The organism is Bradyrhizobium sp. HKCCYLS1011, assembly GCF_051167795.1.
Classification (GTDB): domain Bacteria; phylum Pseudomonadota; class Alphaproteobacteria; order Rhizobiales; family Xanthobacteraceae; genus Bradyrhizobium.
In genome coordinates this window covers 602,139-626,396 of record NZ_JBNPTT010000001.1, presented here as the reverse complement: position 1 = coordinate 626,396, position 24,258 = coordinate 602,139, and the positions used below count along the sequence as shown (strand labels likewise).

Below are 24,258 nucleotides of genomic sequence, written 5' to 3'. Positions count from 1 at the left end.
GGCGAGCTCGGTCAGGTATGAATCGAGCTACCTCGAAAGATGAGTCGGGCAATAGGAAACGGCAGGGAATCAGGATGGCAGGACAGGTCGAAGGCAAGGTCGCGCTGGTCACTGGCGGTGCATCCGGGATCGGGGCGGCAGTTGCCGAGCTACTGGCGCGCGAAGGCGCGTCGGTCGTGGTCAGCGATGTCGATGACCTCAAGGGTCCGGAGGTCGTTGCCGGCATCAGCAAACACGGCCATCATGCGACGTTCCTGCATCAGGATGTGACCAGCGAGCCGCGCTGGATCGAAGTGGTCGCCGAGGTCGGGAAGCGGCACGGCGGTCTCGACATCCTGGTCTCGAATGCCGGCATCGGCATTGGCGTGCCCTCGATCACCGAGATGTCGCTGGCCGACTGGCGCAGGCAGACCGCGATCAATCTCGACGGCGTATTTCTGTCGGTCAAACACAGCCTGCCTTTGATGCGCAAGACCGGCGGCGGCTCGATCATCATGATGTCGTCGCTGGCTGGCTTGCGCGGCGCCGTCGGACTGGCCGGCTACTGCGCCACCAAGGGCGGCGTGCGGCTGTTCGCCAAGGCGATCGCGATGGAGTGTGCGACCTTTGGTGACGGCATCCGCGTCAACTCGGTGCACCCCGGGATCATCGACACTCCGATCTGGGGCAAGATCCCGACCGAAGCTAGTGGCGGGCAGAATGCGCCGATCGATCCGCAGGAGCGCGCCAGGCTCGCCACCCCGCTCGGCCGCGCCGGGCAGGCCGCGGAGATCGCGGCCGGCGTGCTCTATCTGGCGTCGGATGCCTCGGCCTACGTGACCGGCACGGAGCTCGTCATCGATGGCGGCATGTTTGCAGGCAGCGCAATGCGACGGGCATAGGCGCCCGCCGGACACGGCTTCAGCTGATCCGCATCGACACTTCGACATCCTCGGCGAACGGCACCGACAGGTAGCCGCTCGCCGCTGAACGCACCTGCGTGAGATAGTCGGGGCTGTCATCGGCGTTGTCAGCGATGATGAGGGCGCCCGGCCTCAGCCGGCTCTCGAGCAGGCGCAGGATGTCGGGATAAAGCGGCTTGGCGCCGTCGAGCAGCACGAGGTCGATCGTCTCGGGAAGATCGGTGCTCAGCGTCTTCAACGCGTCGCCCTCGCGGATCTCGACCAGGTCGCTCACGCCGCCGGCCGCCAGATTGGCGCGCGCCCGCGCGATCTTGGACGGCTCGAACTCGCAGGTGATCAGCCGGCCGCCGCCATTGTCGCGCAGCGCGGCGGCAAGGTGCAGGGTCGAGATGCCGAACGACGTCCCGAACTCGACGATATCGCGCGCGTGGCTCGCCCGCGCGAGCATGTAGAGCAGGGCGCCGGTCTCGCGCGAGACCGGGAGCGGGACGTCCTTGAGCCGGGCGTAGAGATCGATGTAGTCGGTCCGGCTCTGCAGAAGCCGTGACAGCTCCGCGTCGGAAAAATCCGCGAACGCGGGGCTCGCCTCAGGCCGGTTGTCGGCGGCCTGTGCGAACAGGCGCTCCAGCAGCGGCGCAAGCGGGGCTGATGTCAGGGTAGTCATGGAGGTCTCCGGTCAGGCGAAGTGCGTTGTTGTGCGGGGCTTGAAATACGACTAATTCGTCGCATTTCCTATTCGCATTCCCCGGACCCCGCCATGGCCCCTCGCCGAAGTGCTTCAATTTCCTCGCGAAAACAGCCCAAACAGGCGCGCTCGACCGACCTCGTCGCCGCCATCCTGGAAGCTGCTGTTCAGGTTTTAGCGAAGGAAGGCGCGCAGCGTTTCACCACCGCGCGCGTCGCCGAGAAGGCCGGGGTCAGTGTCGGATCGCTGTATCAATACTTCCCGAACAAGGCGGCGATCCTGTTCCGATTGCAGAGTGACGAGTGGCGGCAGACCAGCGATCTCTTGCGCGGCATCCTGGAGGACCGCGAGCGGCCGCCGCTGGATCGGCTGCGCAGGTTGGTCCACGCGTTCATCCGTTCGGAATGCGAGGAGGCGGCGATCCGCGTGGCACTGCACGACGCCGCGCCGCTCTATCGCGATGCGCCCGAAGCCCGCCAGGCGCACGCGGGAAGCGGCCGCACGATGCGGGCCTTCATGCAGGAGGCGCTGCCTGACGCGTCAGACCAGACGCGCAAATTGGCGAGCGACCTGATCAAGACGACGCTCAACAAGGTCGGCGAGCATTTCTCGCAGACGCCGCGCAGGCCGGCGGAGATCGCCGCCTATGCCGACGCGATGGCGGACATGTTCTGCGCTTATATCGACAGCCTCAACAATTCCGGAGGTTTGCAAGGAGGAGGTCTCACATCCTCATCGTGACCGGACGCCCGTTATCAGTTCTCTGGTCATGAGAACGCTCACCGACCGCCCGACGATCAACTCGCCACAACGCCCGCGCGCCCGGCGCAACCCCAAGAAATTTAGTCTGACGTGATCTCGGCGCGCGTATATAGAAGCGGGCAACCAGGGCCATTCCGAGGGATACGTGATGCCATCCGAAGTTCGTTCGCCTCGTCTCGCCGTTCTGATCGATGCGGACAATGCCTCGGCCAAGATCGTGGACGGGCTGTTCGAGGAGATCGCCAAGATCGGCGAAGCGAGCGTGCGCCGCATCTACGGTGATTTTTCCAGTCCGCGCTCGAAGCCTTGGGCCGATACGCTGGCGCGATACGCAATCGTCCCGCAGCAGCAATTTGCCTACACCACCGGAAAGAACGCCTCCGACATCACGCTGGTGATCGATGCGATGGACCTGCTCCACAGCGGGCGTTTCGACGGATTTTGCCTGGTGTCGTCCGACAGTGATTTCACCCGGCTTGCGGCACGCATCCGCGAGCAGGGCATCGACGTGTTCGGGTTCGGGGAGCAGAAGACGCCGGAAAGCTTCCGGCAGGCCTGCCGCAGGTTCGTCTACACGGAGAACCTGCGCAGCGGCGCAGCGAACAGCAAGGATGCTGATACTGTTTCGACACCGAAGTCTCTGCTCCCGATCAGCGCGGCGACCCCCATTATCAAGAAGGTGATCACGCAGATGGAGAGCGAGGACGGCTGGGTCGCGCTCGGCGAGGTCGGCAAGCAGCTCGCCAATCTGGCGTCAGACTTCGATCCAAGGACTTATGGCTGCCGGAAGCTGAGCGATCTCGTGCGCAAGACGGGCGCCTTCGAAATCGAGGAGCAGCCGAAGGGCGGCTCGGTGCGCATTCGAGTCAAGGTGGCGAGCGGATCACATCCCAAGGCGAAGACGCCGAGGTCAAGCCAGCGCGAGGCACCGGCCAAGCCGTGACTTCGTTACTCCGGCTGCGCTTATTCGATTCTGTCGTCATTGCGAGCAATGACGGGCACAGGTCACGATCCTGCGTCGAGCAGCTCGCGGTCCCTCTCCGTGATGAAGCGAGACGCTTCGATCCTCGTTTGAGCAAAACAACAGCTTGCAATCAACGGGATATCAACGTCTCCCGGAGCTCCATCCAGGAACGCCAGGGTTGCTTCATGGCTGGCCAGGAGCGTGCACAGGCGACGCAGTCCAAGGCAAAGAGCCTGAAACGAGTCCACCCCGATGATCGAGCGTTCGAAGGACCTTTCTAGCCCGAGAATTTCAATCTCGCAGCTCCACTCCGACGTGCCGGCAATCCTTTCCGGCGCGAACAGTCGTGCGACGACATCGGTATCGGTCGTTACATTTCGGAACGTACGCTCAGCCACGATCACGGTCATTGCCGGCTCCAGTCAGTCCGCTGTCAGTAGTCATGACGGAGCATGCGAGCATGTTCGTCAGCATAGATCGCAAAAGAATGCACCGCGCGGACGCCGCTCACCCGCCCTGCCTTAGCTTCGCCAGCACCTTCAGCCCGCCATAGCCGTCGGCCGGCTGAATGCCCGCCTTGGCCTGGAAGTCGCGGATCGCTTTCATAGTGTCGTTGCCGACGCGGCCGTCGGTGCCGCCGGTGTCGAAGCCGGCGGCCGTGAGGCGTTTCTGCATCTCCTGCACTTCGGCGAGCGTGAGCACGCGCTCCGAGCCGGGGAAGGGCTGGATGAAGGGCGGGCCGCCCAAGATGCGGTCGCCGAGATGGCAGATCGCGAGCGCGTAGCTCATCGCGGGATTGTAGCTCTTCACCGCATAGAAGTTCGGACCGAGCAGGAACGCAGGCCCGCCGGCGACGGGAATCCAGAGCTGTGCTGTTGCGTTCGGTTGCGGGAAGGCCTCGCCGTCGGCCCGGGTGACGCCGGCACTCTGCCACGCCGAATAGGAGCGGCTGCCGGAGATGTTGCCGGGCGCGCGGACCTCGTAGCCCCAATGCTCGCCGCGGTGATACTTGCCTCTGTTGACGAGATAGCGCGCGGTCGAGCCGAGCGCGTCGTCGGGCTTGCCGAACGGCGAGATCTTGCCGTCGCCATCATAGTCGAAGCCGACATTGAGCCAGACCTCGGGCATCCACTGCGTATGCCCCATCGCGCCGGCCCAGGAGCCGTTCATTTCCTCCGGCGTGCTCCAGCCGCGGTCGACGATCTTCAGGGCGTTGATCAGCTCAGCTTCCCAATAGGCCTTGCGGCGCGGCTCGTTCCAGGCGAGCGCGGCGAGGGCAGGGAACACCGGGCGCATATGGTTCTGCTGCACCAGCGGATCGCCATAGGCCGACTCGACGCCCCACAGCGCCAGCAAGGTGCCGCGCTCGACGCCGAAATCCTTTTCGATGCGTGCAAACAGCGCCGCGTTCTCTTTCAGCGCGATCTTGCCATTGATGATGCGCCAGTCGGAGACGCGGCGGTTGATGTATTGCCAGAGCTCCTCCTTGAACTCAGGCTGATTGCGCAGCTCCTTGAACACGCTCATGTCGGGCTCGACATGGGCCATGGCACGGTTCCAGGTGGCGGACGAAATGCCCTTGCCGAGCGCGCGGTCGCGGAACCCGTCGCGCCAGGCCTCATAGCCCGCGGGTAGGGCGCTTGCCGCGCGCGATACGGCCAGCAGTGCGGCCGCGCCGGCCGCGGTGCGGAGCAGTGCGCGGCGGGAGAAGGAATCATACTGGGTCATGGGCTACAGTTTACCCGCTCCGATGGCGTGCCGGCAAAGTTCTCGCGCGCCTCAACCCTCCTGCAGATCAACCGCAATTTTGGCGAGCCAACGGCGGATGGTCGCAAGTTCCGTGTCGCTCATGCCCTTTTCCAGACGCCGTTCCAGGGCCATGGCGTGACGGCGGCAGGCCTGCAGCAGATCGAGGCCGCGCTCCGTCAGGCTCCATTGCAGGATGCGGCCGTGAACCGGGTGAGGCGTCTTGGCGATCGCGCCGTCGCGCTCGAGATTGCGGATGATGACGCCGACCGTCTGCGGCGTCAGCAGCGCGACCCGGGCAAGGTCGGCACCTGACAGTCCGGGATAGGCCTTCAGCATCGTCAGCACCACGAATTGCGGCGGCGTGACGCCAAGCTCACCCAGCGCGCGCTCGAATGACAGCCGGGCGGCCGCCTGGGCCTGGCGCAGGAGATAGGCCAGATAGCCCTGCTCGCCGCGTTTGCCCTCGCCGGGGGGCGGCGGCCGGACCGCGGCCGGCAGCGGAACCGCCGGCTCGCCTGCAGCCGAAGGTAAGATCCGCCCGCGGCCCTTTGGAGCGGGTTCCTGCGTCGCGCTGTCGTCATGGGCGCGTTGCTTGCTCGTCGGCTTGCGCATGATATAAGAGCTCTTATAACGTAACAGTATTCTTATATAGCACAGGGAGTGACACATGTCACATGCGCGCAAGGACTATCCGGACTTCAAGGCGCTGGCGCCCGACATTTACGAGCGGGTGCTGGCGCTCAGCCAGCTCTCCGGAAAGGCCGGCCTCGATAAGGACCTGATGGGGCTGGTGAAGATCCGCGCCTCGCAGATCAACGGCTGCGCCTTCTGCGTCCAATTCCACATTCTGGAAGCCGAGCGGCTCGGCGTTTCCGCCGACAAGCTGAACCTCGTCGTGGTCTGGCGCGAGGCGCCGCTATTCTCGGCCCGCGAGCGTGCGGCGCTGGCATGGACGGAGGCGCTGACCCTGGTGTCCGCCGGCGTCAGCGATGAGGTCTATGCGCAGGCGAGTGCCGAGTTCTCGGAGAAGGAGCTGGTCTATCTCAGCTCGGCGATCACCGTGATCAATGTCTGGAATCGGTTCGGCGTTGCCTATGCCTGGACGCCGCCGGCGCGCATTGCCAGATCCTGAGGTGAACGGCCCGTCAACGATGAGGGAGAAGGACCATGACATCGCTTATGACAATGGCGTTCGGCCGGCCTGCGCGGCCGCTGAGGCAACCGATCTGGTTGTCGGCCATGGCGGGTCTTGCCTGCGCGCTGGCCGCGGCAAAGGCCTTGCCTGCGACCAGCGCGACGATCTCGGGCGCGCTGCAGCCTCTGTGCATGACAACAGCGGCAGCGGGATCACCGCTCGACAAGGTCGAGCCGATCGCGTCGTATCCGCTGCCGAATGTGGCGGGCAAGCGCGTCACCATCGTCCGCGTCTTCTATGGCCCAGGCGGTTTCTCACCCCCGCATCGGCATTCCGGCTCGGTGACGGCCTACATCACCAAGGGCGAAATCCGCTCGCAGCTTGCCGGCGGTCCGCCCGAAGTGTTCGCGGCCGGTCAGTCGTTCTTCGAGCCGCCGGGGTCGACGCATCTGGTCTCGGCGAATGCGAGCACGACGGAGCCTGCGGAATTGATCGCGGTGTTCGTCGCCGACGAAGGCGCGCAGCTGACGACCTATCTGCAATAGCTGCGCGTGATGCGCGCGGTGGTCTAGAACCGAAACAGCCCGCGCGGCGCGGCCAGCACGCGCGCGCGCTCGGTTGCGTCCGGGATCAGCTCATCGAGGAAGTCGCGGTTGGCGGCGTAGTCCTGCGTCGCCTCGAACTGGGTGTGGGGCCAGTCGCAGCCCCACATCAGGCGGTCGACATCGAAGGCATCGCGGAGCAGCGGATAGGCCTGGCGTGCGAAGGCGCGCCCTTGGGGGCCGTTGCGATAGGGTGCTGATAGTTTGACCCAGACGCGGGCGGACGTACCGAGTCTGAGCACGGCAGCGAAGGCCGGGTCCGCGATGCCATAGGTTGGATCGGGCAGGGCGAAATGGTCGATGACGACGGTGACATCGTGATCGAGCAGCTGTGTGACCAGGTCGGGCAGGTCGGCTGCGCGCCGCTGCAGCTCCACCTGCCAGCCGAGATCAGCGACGTTGGCGAGCAGTCGCGTCCAATGGCTTTCGTCGAGATCGGGCAACGGCCGCCCGACCAGATTCAGCCTGATGCCGACGACCCCGCCGCGATCCAGCCTTTGCAGCTCCTCGATGCCGATGGTGGGGTCGACCACGGCGATGCCGCGCAGGCGGCTGTGAGCAGCCCTGATGCAGCTCAGGAGATAGCAATTATCAGTGCCGAGGAAGCTCGGCTGCACCAGCACGCCGTGCGTGAGGCCGCCGCTGTCGAGCTGCGCGAGATACCGGTCCAGCGGCGCGTCGTAGTCCGGTGCGTAGCGTCGCTCACCGGCGAGCGTCAGGCCGCGATGGAACACGTGCGCATGCGCGTCGATGCTGATCATCGATCGTCAGGCCCGTAAGGCCGCTTCGGCTGGCTGCTCGAACACCTTGCCGCGGGTCTCCGGCAGCATCAGCACGGCGAGCAGAACCAGCGAATAGGCGAAGGCGGCGTCGATGCCGATCGCAGGCCCAAGGCCGATATGCTCGGAGAGATAGCCGACCAGGAACGGGAACGCGGCCGAGACGACCCGGCCGAAATTGTAGCAGAAGCCGACTCCGGTGCCGCGAACGCCGGCGGGATAGAGCTCGCTGAACAGCGCGGCCATGCTGGCGGGAATGCCGGCCGAGAAGAAGCCGAGCGGAAAGCCGAGGACCAGCATCTGCGCATTCGACAGCGGCGCGAAGATGTAGACCAGCACCGTGGCGATACAGGCGGAGGCAAACAGCGCCACATTGGCGCGGCGCCCGATGCGGTCGCTGAGCACGCCGCTGGCGACGCAGCCGCAGAAGAAGGCGACAATGATGACGGCGAGATAGCCGCTCGAGCCCAGCACCGATAATTGCCGGACCTCGCGCAGATAGGTCGGCAGGAAGGTCGTGAGCGCCGCATAGCCGCCATGGGCGCCGATGCCGAACAGGCCGCCGATCAGGGTCGAGCGCAGCACCTCCGGCTTGAAGATGCCGGAGATGGTGGCGAGGAACGGCGTATCGGCCGCTTTCACCGCGCGCGGGGGCTCGACGATGCCGCGGCGGATGTAGAGGATCAGGAGTGCCGGCACCAGCCCGGCCGCAAACAGCACGCGCCAGGCGATGTCTTTCGGGAGGTAGGTGAAGACGACGGCGGAGAGCAGCACGGCGGCGCCCCAGCCGACCGCCCAGGCGCTCTGCACCGCGCCCAGCGCGCGGCCGCGATGGTCGGGCCGGATGATCTCGGCCATCAACACCGCGCCGCAGGCCCATTCGGCGCCGAAGCCGAGGCCCTGGATGGCCTTGAGCACGAGCAGCTGGTTGTAGTCGGTGACGAAGGCGCAGGCGAAGGTGGCGAGCGCAAAAGTCGCGACCGTGATCTGCAGCGCGTTGACGCGGCCGAAGCGGTCGCCGAGCGCGCCGCCCAGCCAGCCGCCGAAGGCGCCGAAGAACAGCGTGATCGAGCCGAGCAGGCCGGCCTGCGCCTTGGTGATGCCAAAAGCCGCGATCAGGGCCGGAATGGCCAGGCTGAACATCTGGACGGCGAGCGCATCCAGCGCCCAGCCGCCGAAGCTCGCCCAGAAGGTGCGCCGCTCCAGCGGCGTGGAATCCTGGTACCAGTTCGACATTGGTCCTCCCTTGATCATTTCTGTTGTTGTTTGTTGGTCGAGCTCAGCGGATTTCGGCGTGATAGCGGAAGCGGTCCGCCGGCCCGCGCGAGCGGCGCCACTCGATCGGGCGTCGTTCGAGATCGTAGGCGATGCGCTCGATCACGATCAGCGGCGCCCCGGCTTCGAGCCGCAACAGCCGCGCCTGCATGGTGTTGGCGGTTTCGACCGTCAGCACCTCATCGGCCGACACCACCACCTGGCCGCAGCGCTCTTCGTAGAGCGGATAAAGCAGGTCGGAGAAATCGCCGCTGTCGATCTCCATGATGGCAGCGAAGCGCGATTTCTGCAGCCAGATCTCCTCGGCGAGCAGGGGGACGCCGTCGATCAGTCGCAGCCGCGACAGGTTGATCACGGGCTCGCCCGGCGGAATGCGCAGCGCCGAGGCGGCGGCGGACGGCGCGGGCACCTCTTTCCGCCTGAGGATGCGGCTCTGCGGCACCCGCCGCTCGCCGCTTTCCGACTGGAAGCGGAAGAAGCGGAACAGCGATGAGTTGAAGCGGGCGCGTCGGACATAGGTGCCGCGGCCCTGCTGACGCTCCAGAATGCCTTCCGCGACCAGGCAGTCGATCGCCTTTCGCACGGTGCCGATCGAGAGCCCATGGGCGGCGGCGAGCTCGGCTTCCGTCGGGATCGCCTCGCCCGGACGCCAGGCATGGCTCGCGATCCGCTCGGCGAGATGGTCGCGCAGGCGCTGATAGAGCGGCAGACGGGCGTCCGAACTGATCTGTGTCATCTAGTCATCTATATGACTTGAGGAATGGGAAGCCGTCAAGCGGTCGCGGGTCTGTTGCGCTGGTGTCCTCTCTACGCATGTTGCAGCGCAGCCATGGAACATGCCCGTAAGGCGCAGAGTTGATGGAGCAAATAACACCGTGGAGGAGGCGACGACGACCAAGGCGCCGGACCAGTTGAAACCGCATGATTTTCCGGTCGAGGCCGACAAGGGCAGCTGCCCGCGTGATCCCAAGGTTCAAGATCCCAACGCTCAAGAGCGCAGCATTCAATAGGGATTAGCCGGCTGGGCGCGCTTCGGTCCGGCCGGCTTGGGCTCGACGGCGAGCGAGGGATCGGTCGGAAGCACGGTGGCGCCCGCGGCGCGCGCGATTTGGCCCGTTGTTGAGTGCTGGGCCTCGGTTGCCGGCTTGATCTCGGGCGCGTGCCAGCGGTCGCGCACCAACATGGTCAGCGACGCCACGCTGACGATCGCAACCACCAATGCGATGGCCACCGGACCTTTGCCGCCACGCCGCTCGCTGCTCACGGCCGTCTCCTCCGTTATCGCAGGTTAACGACGTCGGTCGGGTCGCGGTTCCGGCGCTGCGCAGCCGCTGCAAGCGCGGAACTTGCGCTAAAGCGCGATGAGATTAGGATGAATCGTCATCGCGCTTTAGGTTATTGTTTGAGCATGATCTTTTCGGAAAACCGCTTCGCACTTTTCCGGATCATGCTCTAGTTGCGCCCGCTCGGGACGCCGGCCGTTTGATCCGGCTCGAGCGGCGCGGCCGTGAGCGCAGGCGATAAGGCCATCTGCGGCCCGATCTCGCGGCCACGGCCGCCGATCAGACGCTCATAGGCCGACACCAAGGTGACGTAGGGACTGACCCAGATCCAGCCGTCGCGCGTGAACACCTGCAGGTCGAAATGCAGATGGCGCGACGTGCCGTTGGGATGGTCGAGATAGTTGGAGACCACGCCGATCTGTTCGCCCTCGCCGAGCTTGCGGCCGTTGAGCAGGCCGTCGGCATCCATCACAGCAGGATTCATGTGCATGTAGCGGAAGCGGACATGTTCGGTGCCGCTGTTGACCTGCAGCGTCGCGGCCTGCTCCTTGGCAGTACGGATCACGGTGCCGTCGCGAACCGCCAGCACGCGCTGCCGTTTGGGATCGCAGCCATCGGCACCCTCGCGCCGCGCCGGGCAGGCGCCGGGGCGGATGTCGTCGCCCTGATGTCCAGAGCCGCTTGCGCATTGTCCGACGTTGAAGCTGCGCGGCTCACAGAAATTGTCGCGCCAGGGAAATTGCCCGAGGCGCAGGTCGGCGGCGTCGCCCGAGCGACCTTTGCCCGATGACTGCGAATGCACATAGGCCGGTGCGTCCAGCGGAAAGCGGATCTGCGAATAGACGGTTCGATCGGCTCGCCCGCTTTGGCCGCGCGCCCCGTTGGGCGGCAGCACATCGCCGGGCGGACGATAGGTGAATTCGGCCGAGAGGTTTGTCGGACGTGTGATGGCGAGCGGCGCGACATCGGGCCGCGATGGTGCCGGCAGGCCGCCGACCACGCGCAGCGCTTTCAGGAAGCGCTCGGCGACCGGATAGGCCTCGCGGCAGGCCAGCCGTCGCGGGCGGGGGGCGCTGTCGAGACATTGGATCGACACGACATAGGCAATCCCGAAGCGGGTGAAGGCGTAACGCACATAGCCTTCGCGAATGAAGCGGCGCAGATCGGGATATTGCGCCAGCGCCTTGACCGGCTCGCCCTTGCCGCCTTGCGGATCGGAGATGTCGTAGACGAGGCGCGACCCGGTGATCTGCACCTCGACCGGCTTGGCGAAAATGCGGGACGGCAGGCCCGCGCCGACGTCGGGTGGCAGTGAGAATACCGCGTCATAGCCGGCCGGGCCGGCATCGAAGAGATCGGTGCGGAAGTCGGCCTGATAGCGGGTGAGCGACGTGCCGTCGGCAAGGCCGCTCCGTCGCGCTCCCAGATAGCCCGCGGTGTCGAAGGGCAACAGCACCGGCACCGGACTGCGCCCGATGCCGGTGAAAATGGGCGAGGTCGCCCCATTGAGCTCAAGCAAGGCCGGCCGCGCACGAGGATCGGACGAGGAGAGGCCGTGCCGCCGGCCGAAGGGGGAGAAATCGGCCGCGACCGCGGGCGCGGTGTTCAATTCGGAGCGAAGTTGATCCATCGCGGCGCGCCAATCGGCGCGGCTCACGATTACCGCCGGTGTGCGAAATTCCTGGGCCAGCAGGCGAGACGTATCCACGGCCAGCGCCGGCAATCCCAGCAGGATGGCGACGAGATCGAAGATCCTGACCCCGAAGATCCTGCCGGCGAAAGTCTTGCCCCCCAAGACTTGTACCAAGACTTGCCCCAAGAGACCCGCCCCCGGGTCTCAGACGATATGTTGCCCCGTGATCCGCCGCCGACCGCTGTTCAGAGGCATGTTCGGCGAACCCTGGGGAACTCTACCCGACAGACCGATTCTGTTGAAGCTTTCGATGTGACGTTCGCATGCCGAATGCTCGGCAAAGGGGGAGAGCGTCAGATCGGCTTCATCCGCGTTCGTACTCGAAGCGTCAGTCCTTGGCGCGCTCGCAATAGGAGCCGTCTTCCGTCATCACCACGATGCGGGTGCCGACGGTGATGTGCGGCGGAACGCCGGTGCGGATGCCGTTGGAGAGCACGGCCGGCTTGTAGGACGACGATGCGGTCTGACCCTTGGTGACAGGCTCGGTGTCGACGACCTCGAGCGTGACGCGCTGCGGCAGCGCGATCGCCACCGGCACCACATCGTGCATCGACAGCTTGACGGTCATATTCTCCTGCAGATAAGCCGCCTGCGAGCCCACGACGTCTTTCGGCACCTGGACCTGATCGTAGGTCTCCGGGTTCATGAAGTGGAAGCCGTCGGCATCTTCGTACAGATAGGTGAAGTTGCGCTCCTCGATGGTGACCTTCTCGACCTGGTCGGTGGTCTTGTAGCGCTCGGAGATCTTTACGCCATCGCTGATTCGACGCATTTCGATCTGGCTGACCGGCGTGCCCTTGCCGGGATGGATGTTCTCGGCGGTCACGACAACGTAGAGCTTTCCGTCTTGCTCGATGACGTTACCCTTGCGAATAGAGCTGGCGATGACTTTCAAAGCTGTTTTTCCTGATATTGAAGCGGGGCCCCGGGCAGAACCTGGGCGCCACGCGACGCTGAATGCGGTTTCGGGGCGCAACATACTGATTTTGTCTGGGGTTGCCAGTCTTTTGCGGACCTGCAGGGCCCCCCTCTGATGCCCGCCCAGCCCCTGATCTCGCCCTGGTGGTCGGCCAGCCGGCACGCCGACAGACGGCCGTTTCTGGCGGCCCGGGGCGTAGTGACGCGTGCGTTGCGGGCTTGGTTCGATGAGCAGGGCTTTACGGAGGTCGAGACCGGGATTTTGCAGGTATCGCCGGGCAACGAGACCCATCTGCATGCGCCCGCCACCGAGCTGACGGGTGCGGACGGCAGCCGGGCCAGGCGGTACTTGCGGACCTCGCCGGAATTCGCCTGCAAGAAGCTTTTGGCCGCCGGCGAAAGCCGAATTTTTGAATTGGCGCGCGTATTCCGCGACCGCGAACGCGGCGACCTGCATCTGCCGGAATTCACCATGCTGGAATGGTACCGGGCCAATGCCGACTACGACGTCATCATGACCGACACGATCGCAGTCATCCGTGGTGCCGCCCAGGCGACCGGAATCGGGGAGTTTTCCTTCCGCGGCCGCCGCGCCGATCCCTTTGCCGAGCCGGAATTGCTGACGGTGGCCGCCGCCTTCGCCCGTTATGCCGGGATCGATCTGCTCGCGACGGTCACCAAGGGCGAGGGCGACCGGGCGGCGCTGGCCGAAGCGGCCGAAGGCAAGGTCCGGATCGCCGCCGACGACACCTGGTCCGACCTGTTCAGCAAGATCCTGGTCGAGCATATCGAACCGCATCTGGGGCAGGGGCGTTTGACCGTCCTGTGCGAATATCCGGCCCCGGAAGCCGCTTTGGCGCGCGTGAAGCAAGCCGATCCACGGGTGGCGGAACGTTTCGAGGTCTATGCCTGCGGCGTCGAGCTCGCCAATGGTTTTGGCGAACTGACCGACGCCGCCGAGCAGCGCCGGCGCTTTGACGAATCGATGGACGAGAAGCTGCGCCGCTATGGCGAGCGCTATCCGATCGACGAGGATTTTCTTGCCGCGGTCGGCGCCATGCCGCCGGCCAGCGGCGTCGCGCTCGGCTTCGACCGGCTGGTGATGCTGGCGGCCGGTGCCGTCAGGATCGATCAGGTGGTGTGGACGCCGCCTGCAGGTGAACCATGAACCGCATCTTACGGCCGAACACGTTGCGGACAGCCGCAGACCTGGTTGCGCGTGGCCTGGCCGCGCCGACGGATCAGTCCGTCCTGGAACAGGTCGGTGAGCGCTATGCGATCGCGGTGACGTCTCATCTGGCCGAGCTGATCGAGCCGGGCGATGCCGCCGATCCGATTGCCCGCCAGTTCGTTCCGACGGCGGACGAGCTCGTTGCGGCGCCGGGCGAGCGCGCCGATCCGATCGGCGACGAGACGCATGCGCCGGTTCCGGGCGTCGTGCATCGCTATCCCGACCGCGTGCTGCTGAAGCTGGTCCATGTCTGTGCGGTCTATTGCCGTTTCTGCTTTCGGCGCGAGATGGTCGGGCCGGGCAAAGAGAGCGGATTGTCGGAAGCCGCCTACCGGACTGCGCTCGATTACATCCGTGCGCATCGCGAGATCTGGGAGGTCATCCTCACCGGCGGCGATCCCCTGATGCTGTCGCCGCGCCGGCTCGAGGAAATCGTGTCCGATCTGGCTGGGATCGATCACGTCAAGATCATCCGCATCCATACCCGCCTGCCGGTTGCCGAGCCCACGCGGATCAGCCCTGCGCTGGTCGAAGCCCTGAAGCCTGCAGGGGCCACGGTCTGGGTCGCGCTCCATGCCAATCATCCGCGGGAGTTGAGCCAGGAGGTCCGCGCCGCCTGCGCGCGGCTGGTCGACGCCGGCATTCCCATGGTCAGCCAGTCCGTGCTGCTGCGCGGCGTCAATGATGATCCCAAAACTCTCGAAGCCTTGATGCGGGCCTTCGTTGAATGCCGCATCAAGCCCTATTACCTCCACCACGGCGACCTCGCGCCCGGTACCGGGCATTTGCGCACGACGCTGGCGCGGGGCCAGGAGTTGATGCGGGCGCTGCGTGGTCGGGTCTCGGGATTGTGTCAGCCGGACTATGTGCTCGACATCCCCGGCGGACACGGCAAGGCGCCGGTCGGTCCGCAATATCTGGCAACAGATGATTCTGTTGAGCGGGATCAGAAAGCGGCTGCGGATACGCGCTATCGTGTGATTGACTATTGTGGCGAGGTGCATCTCTATCCGCCCCAGACGGGCGACTGATTTGGCTGAGGAGGAGCAACATGAACAGATTTGCGATTGCGATGGGGCTCCTGATTGCGGTGACGGCCGGGCCGGCCCTTGCACAGAGCGGAGCTGGCCGAACGGGCGTCAGCGGCTCAGGCCGGGATACCGGAAGTAGTGCAAGTCCCAGCGTCGAAGCGCCGGTCGGCCACCGGCAGCCGCGTGCCAGCGACTTTTCGAACGAGAAGAGCCTGAGCGATCCGAGCACGCCGGAGAACAAGGAAGACGCGGCGCTCGATCGCAAGATCAAGAGCATCTGCCGCGGCTGTTAGGTTGAGCGCTTGAGCGGGGCGCGTGTCGAGCACGCGCCCCCTTGGTTTTCAAGCCGAGACGGGGCGCTCGCGCAGAGCGCCGTCACCGGCGGTGCGCCGCGCCGTGACCGCGTCAGCCAACCCGTTGAGCACATCGACCGTCGTGCTCCAATCGATGCAACCATCCGTGATGCTCTGGCCATGGACCAGCGGCACGCCGGGTTTCACGTCCTGGCGTCCGGCCACCAGGTTGCTCTCGACCATCACACCCATGATGCGCTGCTCGCCATCCGACAGCTGCCGCGCGATGTCGGCCGCGACCAGCGGCTGGTTCTCCGGCTTCTTGGCGGAATTGGCGTGGCTGGTGTCGATCATCAGCCGCGGTGACAGGCCGGCGCGGACCAGCTCGTTGGCGGCCTGATCGACGCTGGCGGCGTCGTAGTTCGGACGGCTGCCGCCGCGCAGGATGATGTGGCAATCATCATTGCCGGTCGTGGCGGCGATGGCTGAACGTCCGCCCTTGGTCACGGCCATGAAATGGTGGGGATGGGCGGCGGATTTCACCGCGTCACTGGCGATGCGGATGTTGCCGTCGGTGCCGTTCTTGAAACCGACCGGGCAGGACAGGCCGGAGGCCAATTCGCGGTGGATCTGGCTTTCCGTGGTGCGCGCGCCAATCGCGGCCCAGGAGACGAGATCGGCGATATATTGCGGCGTGGTCAGATCGAGGAATTCGGTCGCCGCCGGCAGGCCGAGATTGTTCACCGCCGAGAGCAGGTTGCGCGCCAGCCGCAGGCCCTTGTTGATGTCGAAGCTGTTGTCGAGATCGGGATCGTTGATCAGCCCCTTCCAACCCACCGTGGTGCGTGGCTTCTCGAAATAGACCCGCATCACGATCTCAAGCTGGTCGGAGAGCCGCTCGCGCAAGGACGTGAGGCGTTCGGCATATTCGATCGCGGCGATCGGGTCGTGGATCGAGCAGGGACCGACGATGACCAGCAGGCGATCGTCGCTGCCGTTCAGGATGGCGCGGATCGCGTTGCGCGCGGCCATCACCACGCGCGTTGCGGTGAGCGTGCGCGGAATCTCGCCCATCACCTCATCGGGCGGACTCAACTCCTTGATTTCCTTGATGCGAAGATCGTCTGTGGTACTCAGCACGGCGGGCTCCTTGCGTAATTTTCGCGACCCGCCGGCAACAAAAAAGCCGCCAGGTCTGGCGGCTGTTCGGATGTCTTGCTGCAATGTGTCAGATTGAGCGCGATCCTCCCGCCGCCAGCGAGCTGTCGTAGCTAGAGTACCAAAAATAGCTGGTGGCGACGGTGATCATGGCCGGCTGTATAGCGTCGGCCGCGCGGTTTGTCATCCCCCTAAATCGCGCGGCCCTGACTCGGAAGCTGCTCTCACTGAGCCGCTCAGGTGGAGCCGCCTCAGGCGCTGCGTGCCGCAATCGCCATGGCGATCAACGAAATGCCGCCGAACAGCAAGTTGATGCCGACCAAGAGGCCGATCGCCCACAGCGCCGAGCCCGGCAGGCCGGTGATGATGATGCCGGCAATGACGATGTCGACCACGCCCGCGGCCAACATCCAGCCCCAGCGCTCGGACATCTCGCGCCGGTGCTCGAGCGCATACATGATGCTGGCGACGCCCTCGGCCAGGAAGTAGGCGCCGATGACGATTGTGAGCGTCAGCGTGCCCTGGACGGGCGCTGCCAACAGGATAATGCCGGCGACAATCGCCAGCACGGCCGAGATCAGCGACCACCAGAAGCCGGGCATGGCACGCGCCCAGAAGGTCAGCGCGAGCCCGGCGACCCCGGATATCAGGAACATCCAGCCGAGGAAGATCGTCACGGCGAGACTCGCAAGCGGCGGCAGGATCATCGCCGCAAGGCCCAGGATGACGAGCAGAATGCCCTCGATCAGAAACGCGACCCAATGCGCGCGGACGGCGGCGCCAACCTCCGATCTGAGCCGATCGGCTTCGCTGCCTTGGGGAAGGGTCATGTTCATACTCCCGACGGTTGTAGCGCCAAACGAACGCTAGCCTGCAGGCATCGTTTCTAACCTGGTGACACGGGCTGGGCTTGATCCGACGCAAGTCGCCCTGACGTCAGCCCGTCGTTCGTATCCGATTGCGTCCCAGAATGTAGATCGCGGTCGTGACAATCAATAGGGCGATCCCGAGCAGGATCGCAGTCAGCCCGAGCGGAACCAGCACCATCGCCACGTTGTGGTCGGGATTGAGCAGCCAATGGTGGACCGAGGTCAGGACAAAGGCGAGGCCGATGAAGCCGGCGGCGCCTCCGATCAGGAGCAGCGCCCACATCCGCCTGAGCTGGCTCAGCCGTGCGCGCGCCACCTCGGTGCGCGGGCTGTGGTGGTGAGCCACCCGCCGGACCAGTCGCGCCGCAAGCCCGATCGAGGAAAAGCCGATCAGCAGGCTCACGGCCCCGAGGCCGATGCGGAGCGTGGGATCGAGATCCGGATTCCGCTGCAGCATCAGCAGGGGAAAGTCGAAGGCTGAGTGCAATGCGACGGGAGCGATCAGCACCAAGGCCCAACTGGACATTCGCGCGAAATCGCGATGACGCCGGTGCGCGCCGAGCGCCGTTCCGGCGCGCGCGATCGCGAGATAGGCACCTGCGATGATCCCGAGTGCGCCGTGAAATGGCACCGTCAGCACGCTCCGTAGCGCGGCCAGCGAGCGCCACATATCGGCATGCTGCACCAGATAGGCCAGGTTCTCATAGGCGGCGAAGCCGAGGCCGACTGCGGCGCCATAAACCACCGTGTCCATGGCATTGCCGAAGTGGCGGCGGCGCGAGGACATGGCGGCGATGACGAGAACCTTGACCAGCTCCTCCGGCAAGGCGACGCCCGCGACCGAATGCACGACCTGGGCAACCCAGGGATTGTCGATGATGACGCTGATCGGACGAAACGGCGCGCGGATGATGCCGAGCAGGAGCACGCTGGCGGCTCCGAACGTGAAGGCGGTCCAGATCCTCAGCGGCGGACCGGGGTGGTCGCCGGCCGCTACCACGAGCCAGAGGATCAGCAGCGCAGGGGCGATGGCTGCCGTTCCAATGACGGTCGGGAGGGCTTCAAGCAGATTCATCTGCGATGGCAGATAGGCCATATGATCCGATCATCCAGTACCGGGGCGGAACGTAACAGCTGACGTGGCGGATCTGACGCCGCAAAATGATACGAACGTCAGAACCGGGACACTAGGGCAGGTTCCACCTACGATCTGGATTTGACATCGGCTTCTGGCCACAGGGCAAGGCGTCGCACCGCAAATTTGCGGCCATCATGTGCCAGTCCCGTTCAGACGCGCGATCTGCGCGTGCCACCTTTCGCGCCCCCTTCGTGCCCCCCTTGGCGTCAGGCGTGGATTGTCTTTAGCAGTCGCGGCAGATCCGGGTGGTGCGCGAGGTGACGCCGTCGCTGTCGCGCGCCGCGTCCGAGTCGCGTCGGCTTGTGGCTGGCGGAGTCCAGGCATCCGGTCGTGTCGCCGATGGTGCTTCGGCAGTCGCTGGCTTCTCCACACAGCTCAGTCGCGGAGTGGGGTCGGCGACGCGCCGACATTCCAATCCTTCGGCAAAGGCAGCCTGGCTGAAAACGCAGGCGACAATCAGAACAGGTAGAAATTTCATGAACGCCCTCGTGATTTCGGGCACGGCGCCCGGTGATGCGAAAGCCCTGGCAATGTCTCAATCGACAGGGATCGCGTCAATATCGTGCCGAAAGCGTGCATCAATTTGGCCATTCTATCGACCATTGAAAAAAAAATTTGCACACCCACGTGCGGGGCGGATCAGTTGCGAACGTCTCGTATTTGGCGGGGCGTTACGATGGAATGCTGATCTGGATCAACGACGTGGCACGCAAACCGGGCTTCGATCCGACATCGCAGGTTTACCGCAGCGGGCGCTCTCCGGCACACGATGCCGCGCGGAGCTGCCAGCCAAGCGCCGGGGAACGGATCACACCATGGATTACAATAGCTATTTCGACCGCGCCCTCGACCAGCTGCATCAGGAGCGTCGCTACCGGGTGTTTGCCGATCTGGAGCGCCTTGCCGGCCGTTTCCCGCATGCGCTCTGGCATTCGCCTGAGGGCAAGCGGGACGTCGTGATCTGGTGCTCGAACGATTATCTCGGCATGGGCCAGCATCCGAAGGTCATCGGGGCCATGGTGGATGCGGCGACGCGGATGGGCACCGGGGCCGGGGGCACCCGCAACATTGCCGGCACCAACCATCCGCTGATCGAGTTGGAGCGGGAGCTTGCCGATCTCCATGGCAAGGAGGCGGCGCTGGTATTCACGTCCGGCTACGTCTCCAACGAAACGGGAATCTCGACCATCGCCAGGCTGCTGCCGAACTGCCTGTTGCTGTCGGACGCGCTGAACCACAATTCCATGATCGAAGGCGTCCGCAAGGCCGGGACCGAGAAGCAGATCTGGCGGCACAACGATACGGCGCATCTGGAGCAGCTGCTGCGTGCCGCCGATCCTGACCGCCCGAAGCTGATCATCTGCGAAAGCCTGTACTCGATGGATGGCGATGTCGCGCCGTTGCATCGCATCTGCGATCTGGCCGAGCGCTATGGCGCGCTGACCTATGTCGACGAGGTGCATGCGGTCGGCATGTATGGGCCGCGCGGCGGCGGCATTGCCGAGCGCGACGGCGCGATGAACAGGATCGACATCCTCGAGGGCACGCTGGCCAAGGCCTATGGCTGTCTCGGCGGCTATATCGCGGCCAATGCCAACCTGATCGACGCGGTGCGCTCCTATGCGCCCGGCTTCATCTTCACCACCGCGCTGCCGCCGCCGGTCTGCGCCGCTGCGACGGCCGCGATCCGGCACCTGAAGACCTCGCAATGGGAGCGCCAGCGGCACCAGGATCGCGCTGCGCGGCTGAAGGCGGTGCTGCAGGCCGCGGGCCTGCCGGTGATGCCGAGCGACACCCACATCGTCCCGGTGCATGTCGGCGACCCTGAAAAATGCAAGAGGGCGTCCGACCTGCTGCTCTCCGAGCACGGCATCTACATCCAGCCGATCAACTACCCGACCGTGCCGCGCGGGTTGGAGCGGCTGCGCATCACGCCGTCGCCCTATCATGATGATGGCCTGATCGACGCGCTGGCCGAGGCGCTGGTCGATGTGTGGGAGCGGCTCGGCCTGCAGCGGACCGAGCAGGCGCGCGCAGCGGAGTGATCCGCGATAGCAATTTGATCCCGCGCAATGCGCCCGGCCAGTCTTCTCGCCTAGCTTCGAAAAGGACAATCGGGCGGGCCCGATCTTGCAAGCGGGCTCGCGAGCAGGCGAGGTTGGCTATGACCGAGATCATCGACGCACTGCGGGAGGAGCACCACAATCTTGAGAAGCTGCTGGCCGTGCTGGAGCGCGAGCTTGAGCTGTTCGACCACAATCAGCGGCCGGACTACGAGATCCTGCAAAGCATCATCCAATATTTCGAAGATTATCCGCAAAGCTGTCATCATCCCAAGGAAGAGATGATCTTTGAGAAGCTACGCGCCCGCGATCCGCGCGGTGCCGCAGCGTACGGCGATATCGACGCCGAGCACGCGATCGAGGCCAAGCGGCTGCGGAAGTTCGGCGACGCGGTGAATGCCGTTCTGTCCGACCAGGAGCTTCTGCGCGAGACCTTCCATCTGGCCGTGCAGGACTTCATTAAGAACCAGCGCGACCATCTGAAGAAGGAAGAAGCCCTGCTGTTCCCGGCTGCGGCCAAGGCGCTCACCGCGGAAGATTGGGCCGAGATCGACGCCCGCATGGCCAACCGGAAGGATCCGCTGTTCGAGGGCGCCAGCGACGAGAAATTCCGTAGCCTTGAGCAAAACATCCTGCGCTGGGAGCAGGAGGCCGAGGACGCTCGCACCGCAGCACGGTAACCGACCCTGCATTGCGTTGGCGAGGCTTGGGCCTATAGTGCGAGGAGGGGGCAGCACCTTCGCAGGGAGTTCGCCATGACCGCTTCGAACACTGGACTTGAACAGGTCCAAGGTGCCGAGACGAGCGGCGTTGGTGCGGTCCGCCAGATCCAGATTCCCATGTCGCAGCAGAGCCCGTTCGGCTCGCATGGCTATGACATGCACCCGCAAGGTTTCGTGCGTTTGTCGGGTTGTCAGGAACTCTCAGTCCGCCGTGACGGTCGCGACAAGACGCGGGCGGTCCTGTTGAGCTGATCCGCGCGGGGCGACACGGTTCGTCGCTGCGGCCGGCCCGGCCTTCGATGCCTGCGCCTATCCGTACTCATCCGGAACAATCTGTTTACGTTTCGTTAACCAAATCAGGCTCACGCTTCCGATCCTGGAAGTGCGACGGAACCGGACGACCGGGAGCCGGCAGTCGCGACAAAAGGTCGGCGGCGTAGTGCCCGCCGGCCTTTTTGCTGAGCGCTGATCAGTTCCGTCGGGCCAGCGAGCGCAAGAATCCCTGGTATTCCTCGTTCAGCTCCATGTCGACCGCAGGCGCCATCCTCAAGAGCACATTGGCAATGAACGGCTGGTCGTTGCGCGGCTCGTCCAGCACCTCGCGCAGCACAGGCACGTTGTCCTCGATGTGGTGCAGGAAGGCGACGCCTTTCTCCGCCGTCTCGCTCCAGCGCGCGCGTGTCCATTTTGCCAGCGGAAACATGATCTCGTGGATGAAATTGGATTTGCGCGCCTTCTCGAAGAAGCGCAGGCCCGTGCTCCAGTTCTCCTTGGCGCGCAGCGGCGGTGGCGGAATGTCGCCAAGCAGAAGCTTCTTGCCGGCTTGGCCGACGAAATCATCCAGCGTCGTCGGCGCGTCGATGTTGGCGCGGAAATGCCACAGCGCGAACGAGCCGGGGAAGTCCTTGCCCATGCGCTCGAGCAGCGCCGCTTCGACCTTGTCGAGCGCAGGCTTGTCGGCTTTCAGCGCAGCCGTCATCGCAAACGCAAACAGGGCGTCATTGCCGACCTCGTGCACCCCACCGCCCTTGAGCTGAGCCGCCGAGAGGGCGGGCGTCTTGCCATCGGCGGGGATGTCAGCCTCGCCGGCGCGCTGCGCCTTGATGAAGGCCGTGATCTCCAGCCAGCCCATCAGATTGGCGATGAAGGCGTCGGGGTCGACATGGACGATGGCGAGATTGAGCGGCTCCTTGCGCTGTCTCAGCTCCGTCATATCGGTCATGACCTGCTCCGTCGCCGCGTCGTCTCAGATCGCGCGGCCGTGTCGGACTCCCGACACCAGCACTTCACGACGAAGACTGTTGTGATCACGGCAGCAAGAAGGGTGCCAGCGCCGCGGCGACGCTCGCGACGCGCTCGGAGACGAGTGCCGCTTTTCAAGGCTCACGCTGTCGCGTGCGATCTGCTTAGGATGGCGAGGCGGCGTGCTTGATGGAAAGGTCTCTTGATGTTCACCCGCGTTTGCAAGGCCGACACGATCGATGAAGGCGGCATGCGCCTCGTCATCGCCGACGCCCAGCTCATCATCCTGGCTTGGCCCGACAACGCCGAGCTCAAGGCGTTCCAGGGCGTTTGTCCGCATACCGCCGCGCCGTTGGAGGAAGCCGGATTCGATGGCCGGGTGCTGAGCTGTCCGGTTCACAACTGGAGCTGGGACGCCTCGACCGGTGTGCCGTTGCATCCGCAGGAAAGCGCGCTCGCCGAATATCCGGTGAAGGTCGAGGATGGGATCGTCTATATCGACACCGCCGGAATCACGCCGCTGTTTGCCGCTCGCTGAGCCAGGGACGGGCAGGGCGAGACACGTGGATTTCCCAACATCGGCTTGCCCGACCGGCCAAAGGCCACTATACGTTCGGCCGCGCCGGGGCGGAATCGCGTTCGCAACTGCACCGGTGTCGCAATTCGACGTTCTAAGACGTTGATTTGCTGAAGGTTTCGCAAAAACCTGGAGAACGATGACGCTGCACGGGCCGTTCCGCTCGTGGCGCCATGCGTTTGGCTCCCTTCGTCTATCGGTCAGGACGCCACCCTTTCACGGTGGAGAGAGCGGTTCGATTCCGCTAGGGAGCGCCATTCGACGCTCACGCACATTGAAAATTCGGTCCAGCTGCTCGACGGGCCTTGCCGCCGCCCTTGGTAGAGATACGGCGGCTTCATCATCTCAGTTGACCCGCGTCCAGGTCTGGCCGCCGCAGAACATGCCGCCGAGCGCACAGCCCTGCACCCGCAAGGCATCCGGGCCCTTCAGCGCGATTGTGGAATCATAGGTGCTGCCGCTGTCGGGATCGAAGATGCGGCCGGTCCATTTCTTGTCGGTGCCCGGACGCATGTTGATCAGGATCTGCTCGCGGTTCTCGTTCGATTTTTCGTCGACGGCGTAGCCGCAGAGATTGGCGCCGCAGGGCTCGATGCGGATCTTGCCTTCCTTCTCCTCGGTGAGCCAGACACCGATCGGCGAGCTGGGATCGCGCGCCGGAGCCGGGGTGGGGGCAGCAGCAGCAGGGGCCGTGGCCGGCGCGGCCGCCAAAGCTGCGGCCGGCGCGCTACCGGGCGCTTGGGGCGGACGTGGCGGAGGAAGTGGAATCGAAGTGGAGGGTGGCGCGGGTACCGCCGGCGACGATGTCGCAGCAGGTGATCCAGCCGTCGCCGGTGCCGGCTGTGTATTGGCGGTTGGCGGAGCAGCGGTGGTCGGAGCCGCATCAGCGGCTGGGGGCGCAGGATCCGTCGCGGACGGCGGCTGTGTCGCCGGCTTCCGCGCAGCGTCCTGATCGTGCTTGGCCCGCTTCGGCTTCTTGGCGCCGGTGTTGTCGAACACCCCTGGGATCGACACCGTGCCGCGGTCGGGATCGATGCGGATGGTCTTGCCGCCGTAATCGATGGTGTACTGCGCCTGAGCAGCACTGCTCGCGAGCAAAAGCGCGGCGAAAGCCAACAGCCTTTTCATGATGCCTCCGGCGCCTGACCTCTCTGCGACGTGATCCACGTCACGCTCCCTGCTTAAGT

General features: G+C 65.0%; 28 protein-coding genes and 1 tRNA gene. 14 read left to right on the top strand and 15 right to left on the bottom strand.

Annotated elements, in window-relative coordinates:
* Nucleotides 1-74: 74 nt before the first annotated feature.
* Entirely contained in the window at nt 75-881 is an 807-nt protein-coding gene (locus tag ACQR1W_RS02935; protein ID WP_434849404.1) for a glucose 1-dehydrogenase, read from the top strand.
* A gap of 19 nt (nt 882-900) precedes the next feature.
* On the opposite strand, the gene ACQR1W_RS02930 is transcribed toward ACQR1W_RS02935, so the two are convergent.
* Nucleotides 901-1,566, bottom strand: a complete 666-nt coding sequence (locus ACQR1W_RS02930) for an O-methyltransferase (RefSeq protein ID WP_434849403.1) — start codon at nt 1,564-1,566, stop codon at nt 901-903.
* A 93-nt stretch (nt 1,567-1,659) separates the two neighbouring features.
* Here ACQR1W_RS02930 and ACQR1W_RS02925 point away from each other — a divergent pair, with 93 nt between their 5' ends.
* Together ACQR1W_RS02925 and ACQR1W_RS02920 are read left to right on the top strand one after the other, a co-directional pair.
* The gene (locus ACQR1W_RS02925) at nt 1,660-2,328 is read left to right on the top strand and encodes a TetR family transcriptional regulator (RefSeq protein WP_434849402.1); all 669 of its coding nucleotides are present in this window, start codon (nt 1,660-1,662) and stop codon (nt 2,326-2,328) included.
* 169 nt (nt 2,329-2,497) lie between these two features.
* Nucleotides 2,498-3,292 carry an NYN domain-containing protein gene (locus tag ACQR1W_RS02920; protein WP_434849401.1) on the top strand — a complete coding sequence of 265 codons (795 nt, stop codon included), beginning with the start codon at nt 2,498-2,500 and terminating at the stop codon, nt 3,290-3,292.
* Nucleotides 3,293-3,354: 62 nt separating this feature from the next.
* Here the strand turns inward: ACQR1W_RS02920 and ACQR1W_RS02915 are convergent, their stop codons facing one another.
* From ACQR1W_RS02915 to ACQR1W_RS02905, 3 genes are all read right to left on the bottom strand, one after another.
* Nucleotides 3,355-3,723: a DUF6968 family protein gene (locus ACQR1W_RS02915; RefSeq protein WP_434849400.1), complete on the bottom strand. Its 369-nt coding sequence runs from the start codon at nt 3,721-3,723 to the stop codon at nt 3,355-3,357.
* Nucleotides 3,724-3,820: 97 nt separating this feature from the next.
* A complete protein-coding gene (locus ACQR1W_RS02910) occupies nt 3,821-5,041 on the bottom strand; it encodes a lytic murein transglycosylase (protein ID WP_434849399.1) in 1,221 nt (406 codons plus the stop codon).
* A gap of 51 nt (nt 5,042-5,092) precedes the next feature.
* Nucleotides 5,093-5,674, bottom strand: a complete 582-nt coding sequence (locus ACQR1W_RS02905) for a MarR family winged helix-turn-helix transcriptional regulator (protein ID WP_434849398.1) — start codon at nt 5,672-5,674, stop codon at nt 5,093-5,095.
* A 55-nt stretch (nt 5,675-5,729) separates the two neighbouring features.
* On the opposite strand from ACQR1W_RS02905, the gene ACQR1W_RS02900 reads away from it, so the two are divergent.
* Nucleotides 5,730-6,194 (top strand): carboxymuconolactone decarboxylase family protein, encoded by a 465-nt coding sequence (locus ACQR1W_RS02900; RefSeq protein WP_434849397.1) that lies wholly within the window; start codon nt 5,730-5,732, stop codon nt 6,192-6,194.
* Between the two features lie 53 nt (nt 6,195-6,247).
* Nucleotides 6,248-6,742: a cupin domain-containing protein gene (locus ACQR1W_RS02895; RefSeq protein WP_434849714.1), complete on the top strand. Its 495-nt coding sequence runs from the start codon at nt 6,248-6,250 to the stop codon at nt 6,740-6,742.
* Between the two features lie 23 nt (nt 6,743-6,765).
* Here ACQR1W_RS02895 and ACQR1W_RS02890 read toward each other — a convergent pair whose 3' ends face one another.
* The 3 genes from ACQR1W_RS02890 to ACQR1W_RS02880 are packed head-to-tail and all read right to left on the bottom strand — an operon-like array spanning nt 6,766 to nt 9,589.
* The gene (locus tag ACQR1W_RS02890; protein ID WP_434849396.1) at nt 6,766-7,560 is read right to left on the bottom strand and encodes an amidohydrolase family protein; all 795 of its coding nucleotides are present in this window, start codon (nt 7,558-7,560) and stop codon (nt 6,766-6,768) included.
* Nucleotides 7,561-7,566: 6 nt separating this feature from the next.
* Nucleotides 7,567-8,814 carry an MFS transporter gene (locus tag ACQR1W_RS02885; protein ID WP_434849395.1) on the bottom strand — a complete coding sequence of 416 codons (1,248 nt, stop codon included), beginning with the start codon at nt 8,812-8,814 and terminating at the stop codon, nt 7,567-7,569.
* 43 nt (nt 8,815-8,857) lie between these two features.
* The gene (locus ACQR1W_RS02880) at nt 8,858-9,589 is read right to left on the bottom strand and encodes a GntR family transcriptional regulator (RefSeq protein ID WP_434849394.1); all 732 of its coding nucleotides are present in this window, start codon (nt 9,587-9,589) and stop codon (nt 8,858-8,860) included.
* Between the two features lie 139 nt (nt 9,590-9,728).
* Here ACQR1W_RS02880 and ACQR1W_RS02875 point away from each other — a divergent pair, with 139 nt between their 5' ends.
* Complete coding sequence (locus ACQR1W_RS02875) at nt 9,729-9,863, top strand: hypothetical protein (protein ID WP_434849393.1); 135 nt, start codon at nt 9,729-9,731, stop codon at nt 9,861-9,863.
* Here the strand turns inward: ACQR1W_RS02875 and ACQR1W_RS02870 are convergent.
* The 3 genes from ACQR1W_RS02870 to efp all read right to left on the bottom strand — a co-directional run bounded on the left by ACQR1W_RS02870 (nt 9,857) and on the right by efp (nt 12,724).
* Nucleotides 9,857-10,084, bottom strand: a complete 228-nt coding sequence (locus ACQR1W_RS02870) for a hypothetical protein (protein ID WP_434849713.1) — start codon at nt 10,082-10,084, stop codon at nt 9,857-9,859. The two genes, ACQR1W_RS02875 and ACQR1W_RS02870, sit on opposite strands and share 7 nt — an antisense overlap.
* A 221-nt stretch (nt 10,085-10,305) precedes the next feature.
* Nucleotides 10,306-11,943, bottom strand: coding sequence for a M23 family peptidase (locus ACQR1W_RS02865; RefSeq protein ID WP_434849392.1), 1,638 nt, complete (start codon nt 11,941-11,943; stop codon nt 10,306-10,308).
* Nucleotides 11,944-12,157: 214 nt separating this feature from the next.
* Entirely contained in the window at nt 12,158-12,724 is a 567-nt protein-coding gene (gene efp, locus ACQR1W_RS02860; RefSeq protein WP_434849391.1) for an elongation factor P, read from the bottom strand.
* 138 nt (nt 12,725-12,862) lie between these two features.
* Between efp and epmA the strand changes: the two genes are divergently transcribed.
* Genes epmA through ACQR1W_RS02845 form a run of 3 tightly spaced genes read left to right on the top strand, consistent with a single transcriptional unit; the run spans nt 12,863 to nt 15,302 of the window.
* Nucleotides 12,863-13,915, top strand: coding sequence for an EF-P lysine aminoacylase EpmA (gene epmA, locus ACQR1W_RS02855; RefSeq protein WP_434849390.1), 1,053 nt, complete (start codon nt 12,863-12,865; stop codon nt 13,913-13,915).
* The gene (locus tag ACQR1W_RS02850; RefSeq protein WP_434849389.1) at nt 13,912-15,009 is read left to right on the top strand and encodes a lysine-2,3-aminomutase-like protein; all 1,098 of its coding nucleotides are present in this window, start codon (nt 13,912-13,914) and stop codon (nt 15,007-15,009) included. The genes epmA and ACQR1W_RS02850 overlap by 4 nt, the downstream gene beginning before the upstream one ends.
* Before the next feature lie 20 nt (nt 15,010-15,029).
* Nucleotides 15,030-15,302: a hypothetical protein gene (locus ACQR1W_RS02845; RefSeq protein ID WP_434849388.1), complete on the top strand. Its 273-nt coding sequence runs from the start codon at nt 15,030-15,032 to the stop codon at nt 15,300-15,302.
* 48 nt (nt 15,303-15,350) lie between these two features.
* Here ACQR1W_RS02845 and ACQR1W_RS02840 read toward each other — a convergent pair whose 3' ends face one another.
* The 3 genes from ACQR1W_RS02840 to ACQR1W_RS02830 form a co-directional block, all read right to left on the bottom strand.
* The gene (locus ACQR1W_RS02840; protein WP_434849387.1) at nt 15,351-16,442 is read right to left on the bottom strand and encodes a 3-deoxy-7-phosphoheptulonate synthase; all 1,092 of its coding nucleotides are present in this window, start codon (nt 16,440-16,442) and stop codon (nt 15,351-15,353) included.
* A gap of 269 nt (nt 16,443-16,711) precedes the next feature.
* Nucleotides 16,712-17,290 carry an HdeD family acid-resistance protein gene (locus ACQR1W_RS02835; RefSeq protein ID WP_434849386.1) on the bottom strand — a complete coding sequence of 193 codons (579 nt, stop codon included), beginning with the start codon at nt 17,288-17,290 and terminating at the stop codon, nt 16,712-16,714.
* Between the two features lie 106 nt (nt 17,291-17,396).
* Nucleotides 17,397-18,404, bottom strand: coding sequence for a PrsW family intramembrane metalloprotease (locus ACQR1W_RS02830; RefSeq protein ID WP_434849712.1), 1,008 nt, complete (start codon nt 18,402-18,404; stop codon nt 17,397-17,399).
* A gap of 878 nt (nt 18,405-19,282) precedes the next feature.
* Between ACQR1W_RS02830 and hemA the strand changes: the two genes are divergently transcribed.
* The 3 genes from hemA to ACQR1W_RS02815 all read left to right on the top strand — a co-directional run bounded on the left by hemA (nt 19,283) and on the right by ACQR1W_RS02815 (nt 21,504).
* Nucleotides 19,283-20,512 (top strand): 5-aminolevulinate synthase, encoded by a 1,230-nt coding sequence (gene hemA / locus ACQR1W_RS02825; RefSeq protein ID WP_434849385.1) that lies wholly within the window; start codon nt 19,283-19,285, stop codon nt 20,510-20,512.
* Between the two features lie 119 nt (nt 20,513-20,631).
* Nucleotides 20,632-21,210 carry a hemerythrin domain-containing protein gene (locus ACQR1W_RS02820; protein ID WP_434849384.1) on the top strand — a complete coding sequence of 193 codons (579 nt, stop codon included), beginning with the start codon at nt 20,632-20,634 and terminating at the stop codon, nt 21,208-21,210.
* A gap of 75 nt (nt 21,211-21,285) precedes the next feature.
* On the top strand, nt 21,286-21,504 hold the full coding sequence (locus ACQR1W_RS02815) for a hypothetical protein (RefSeq protein WP_434849383.1): 219 nt from the start codon (nt 21,286-21,288) through the stop codon (nt 21,502-21,504).
* Nucleotides 21,505-21,721: 217 nt separating this feature from the next.
* On the opposite strand, the gene ACQR1W_RS02810 is transcribed toward ACQR1W_RS02815, so the two are convergent.
* On the bottom strand, nt 21,722-22,474 hold the full coding sequence (locus ACQR1W_RS02810; protein ID WP_434849382.1) for a hypothetical protein: 753 nt from the start codon (nt 22,472-22,474) through the stop codon (nt 21,722-21,724).
* A 225-nt stretch (nt 22,475-22,699) separates the two neighbouring features.
* Here ACQR1W_RS02810 and ACQR1W_RS02805 point away from each other — a divergent pair, with 225 nt between their 5' ends.
* Nucleotides 22,700-23,032 (top strand): Rieske 2Fe-2S domain-containing protein, encoded by a 333-nt coding sequence (locus ACQR1W_RS02805; protein WP_434849381.1) that lies wholly within the window; start codon nt 22,700-22,702, stop codon nt 23,030-23,032.
* A gap of 221 nt (nt 23,033-23,253) precedes the next feature.
* A tRNA-Glu gene (locus tag ACQR1W_RS02800) sits at nt 23,254-23,328 on the top strand.
* Between the two features lie 88 nt (nt 23,329-23,416).
* On the opposite strand, the gene ACQR1W_RS02795 is transcribed toward ACQR1W_RS02800, so the two are convergent.
* Nucleotides 23,417-24,199 (bottom strand): DUF2147 domain-containing protein, encoded by a 783-nt coding sequence (locus ACQR1W_RS02795; RefSeq protein ID WP_434849380.1) that lies wholly within the window; start codon nt 24,197-24,199, stop codon nt 23,417-23,419.
* Between the last annotated feature and the right edge of the window lie 59 nt (nt 24,200-24,258).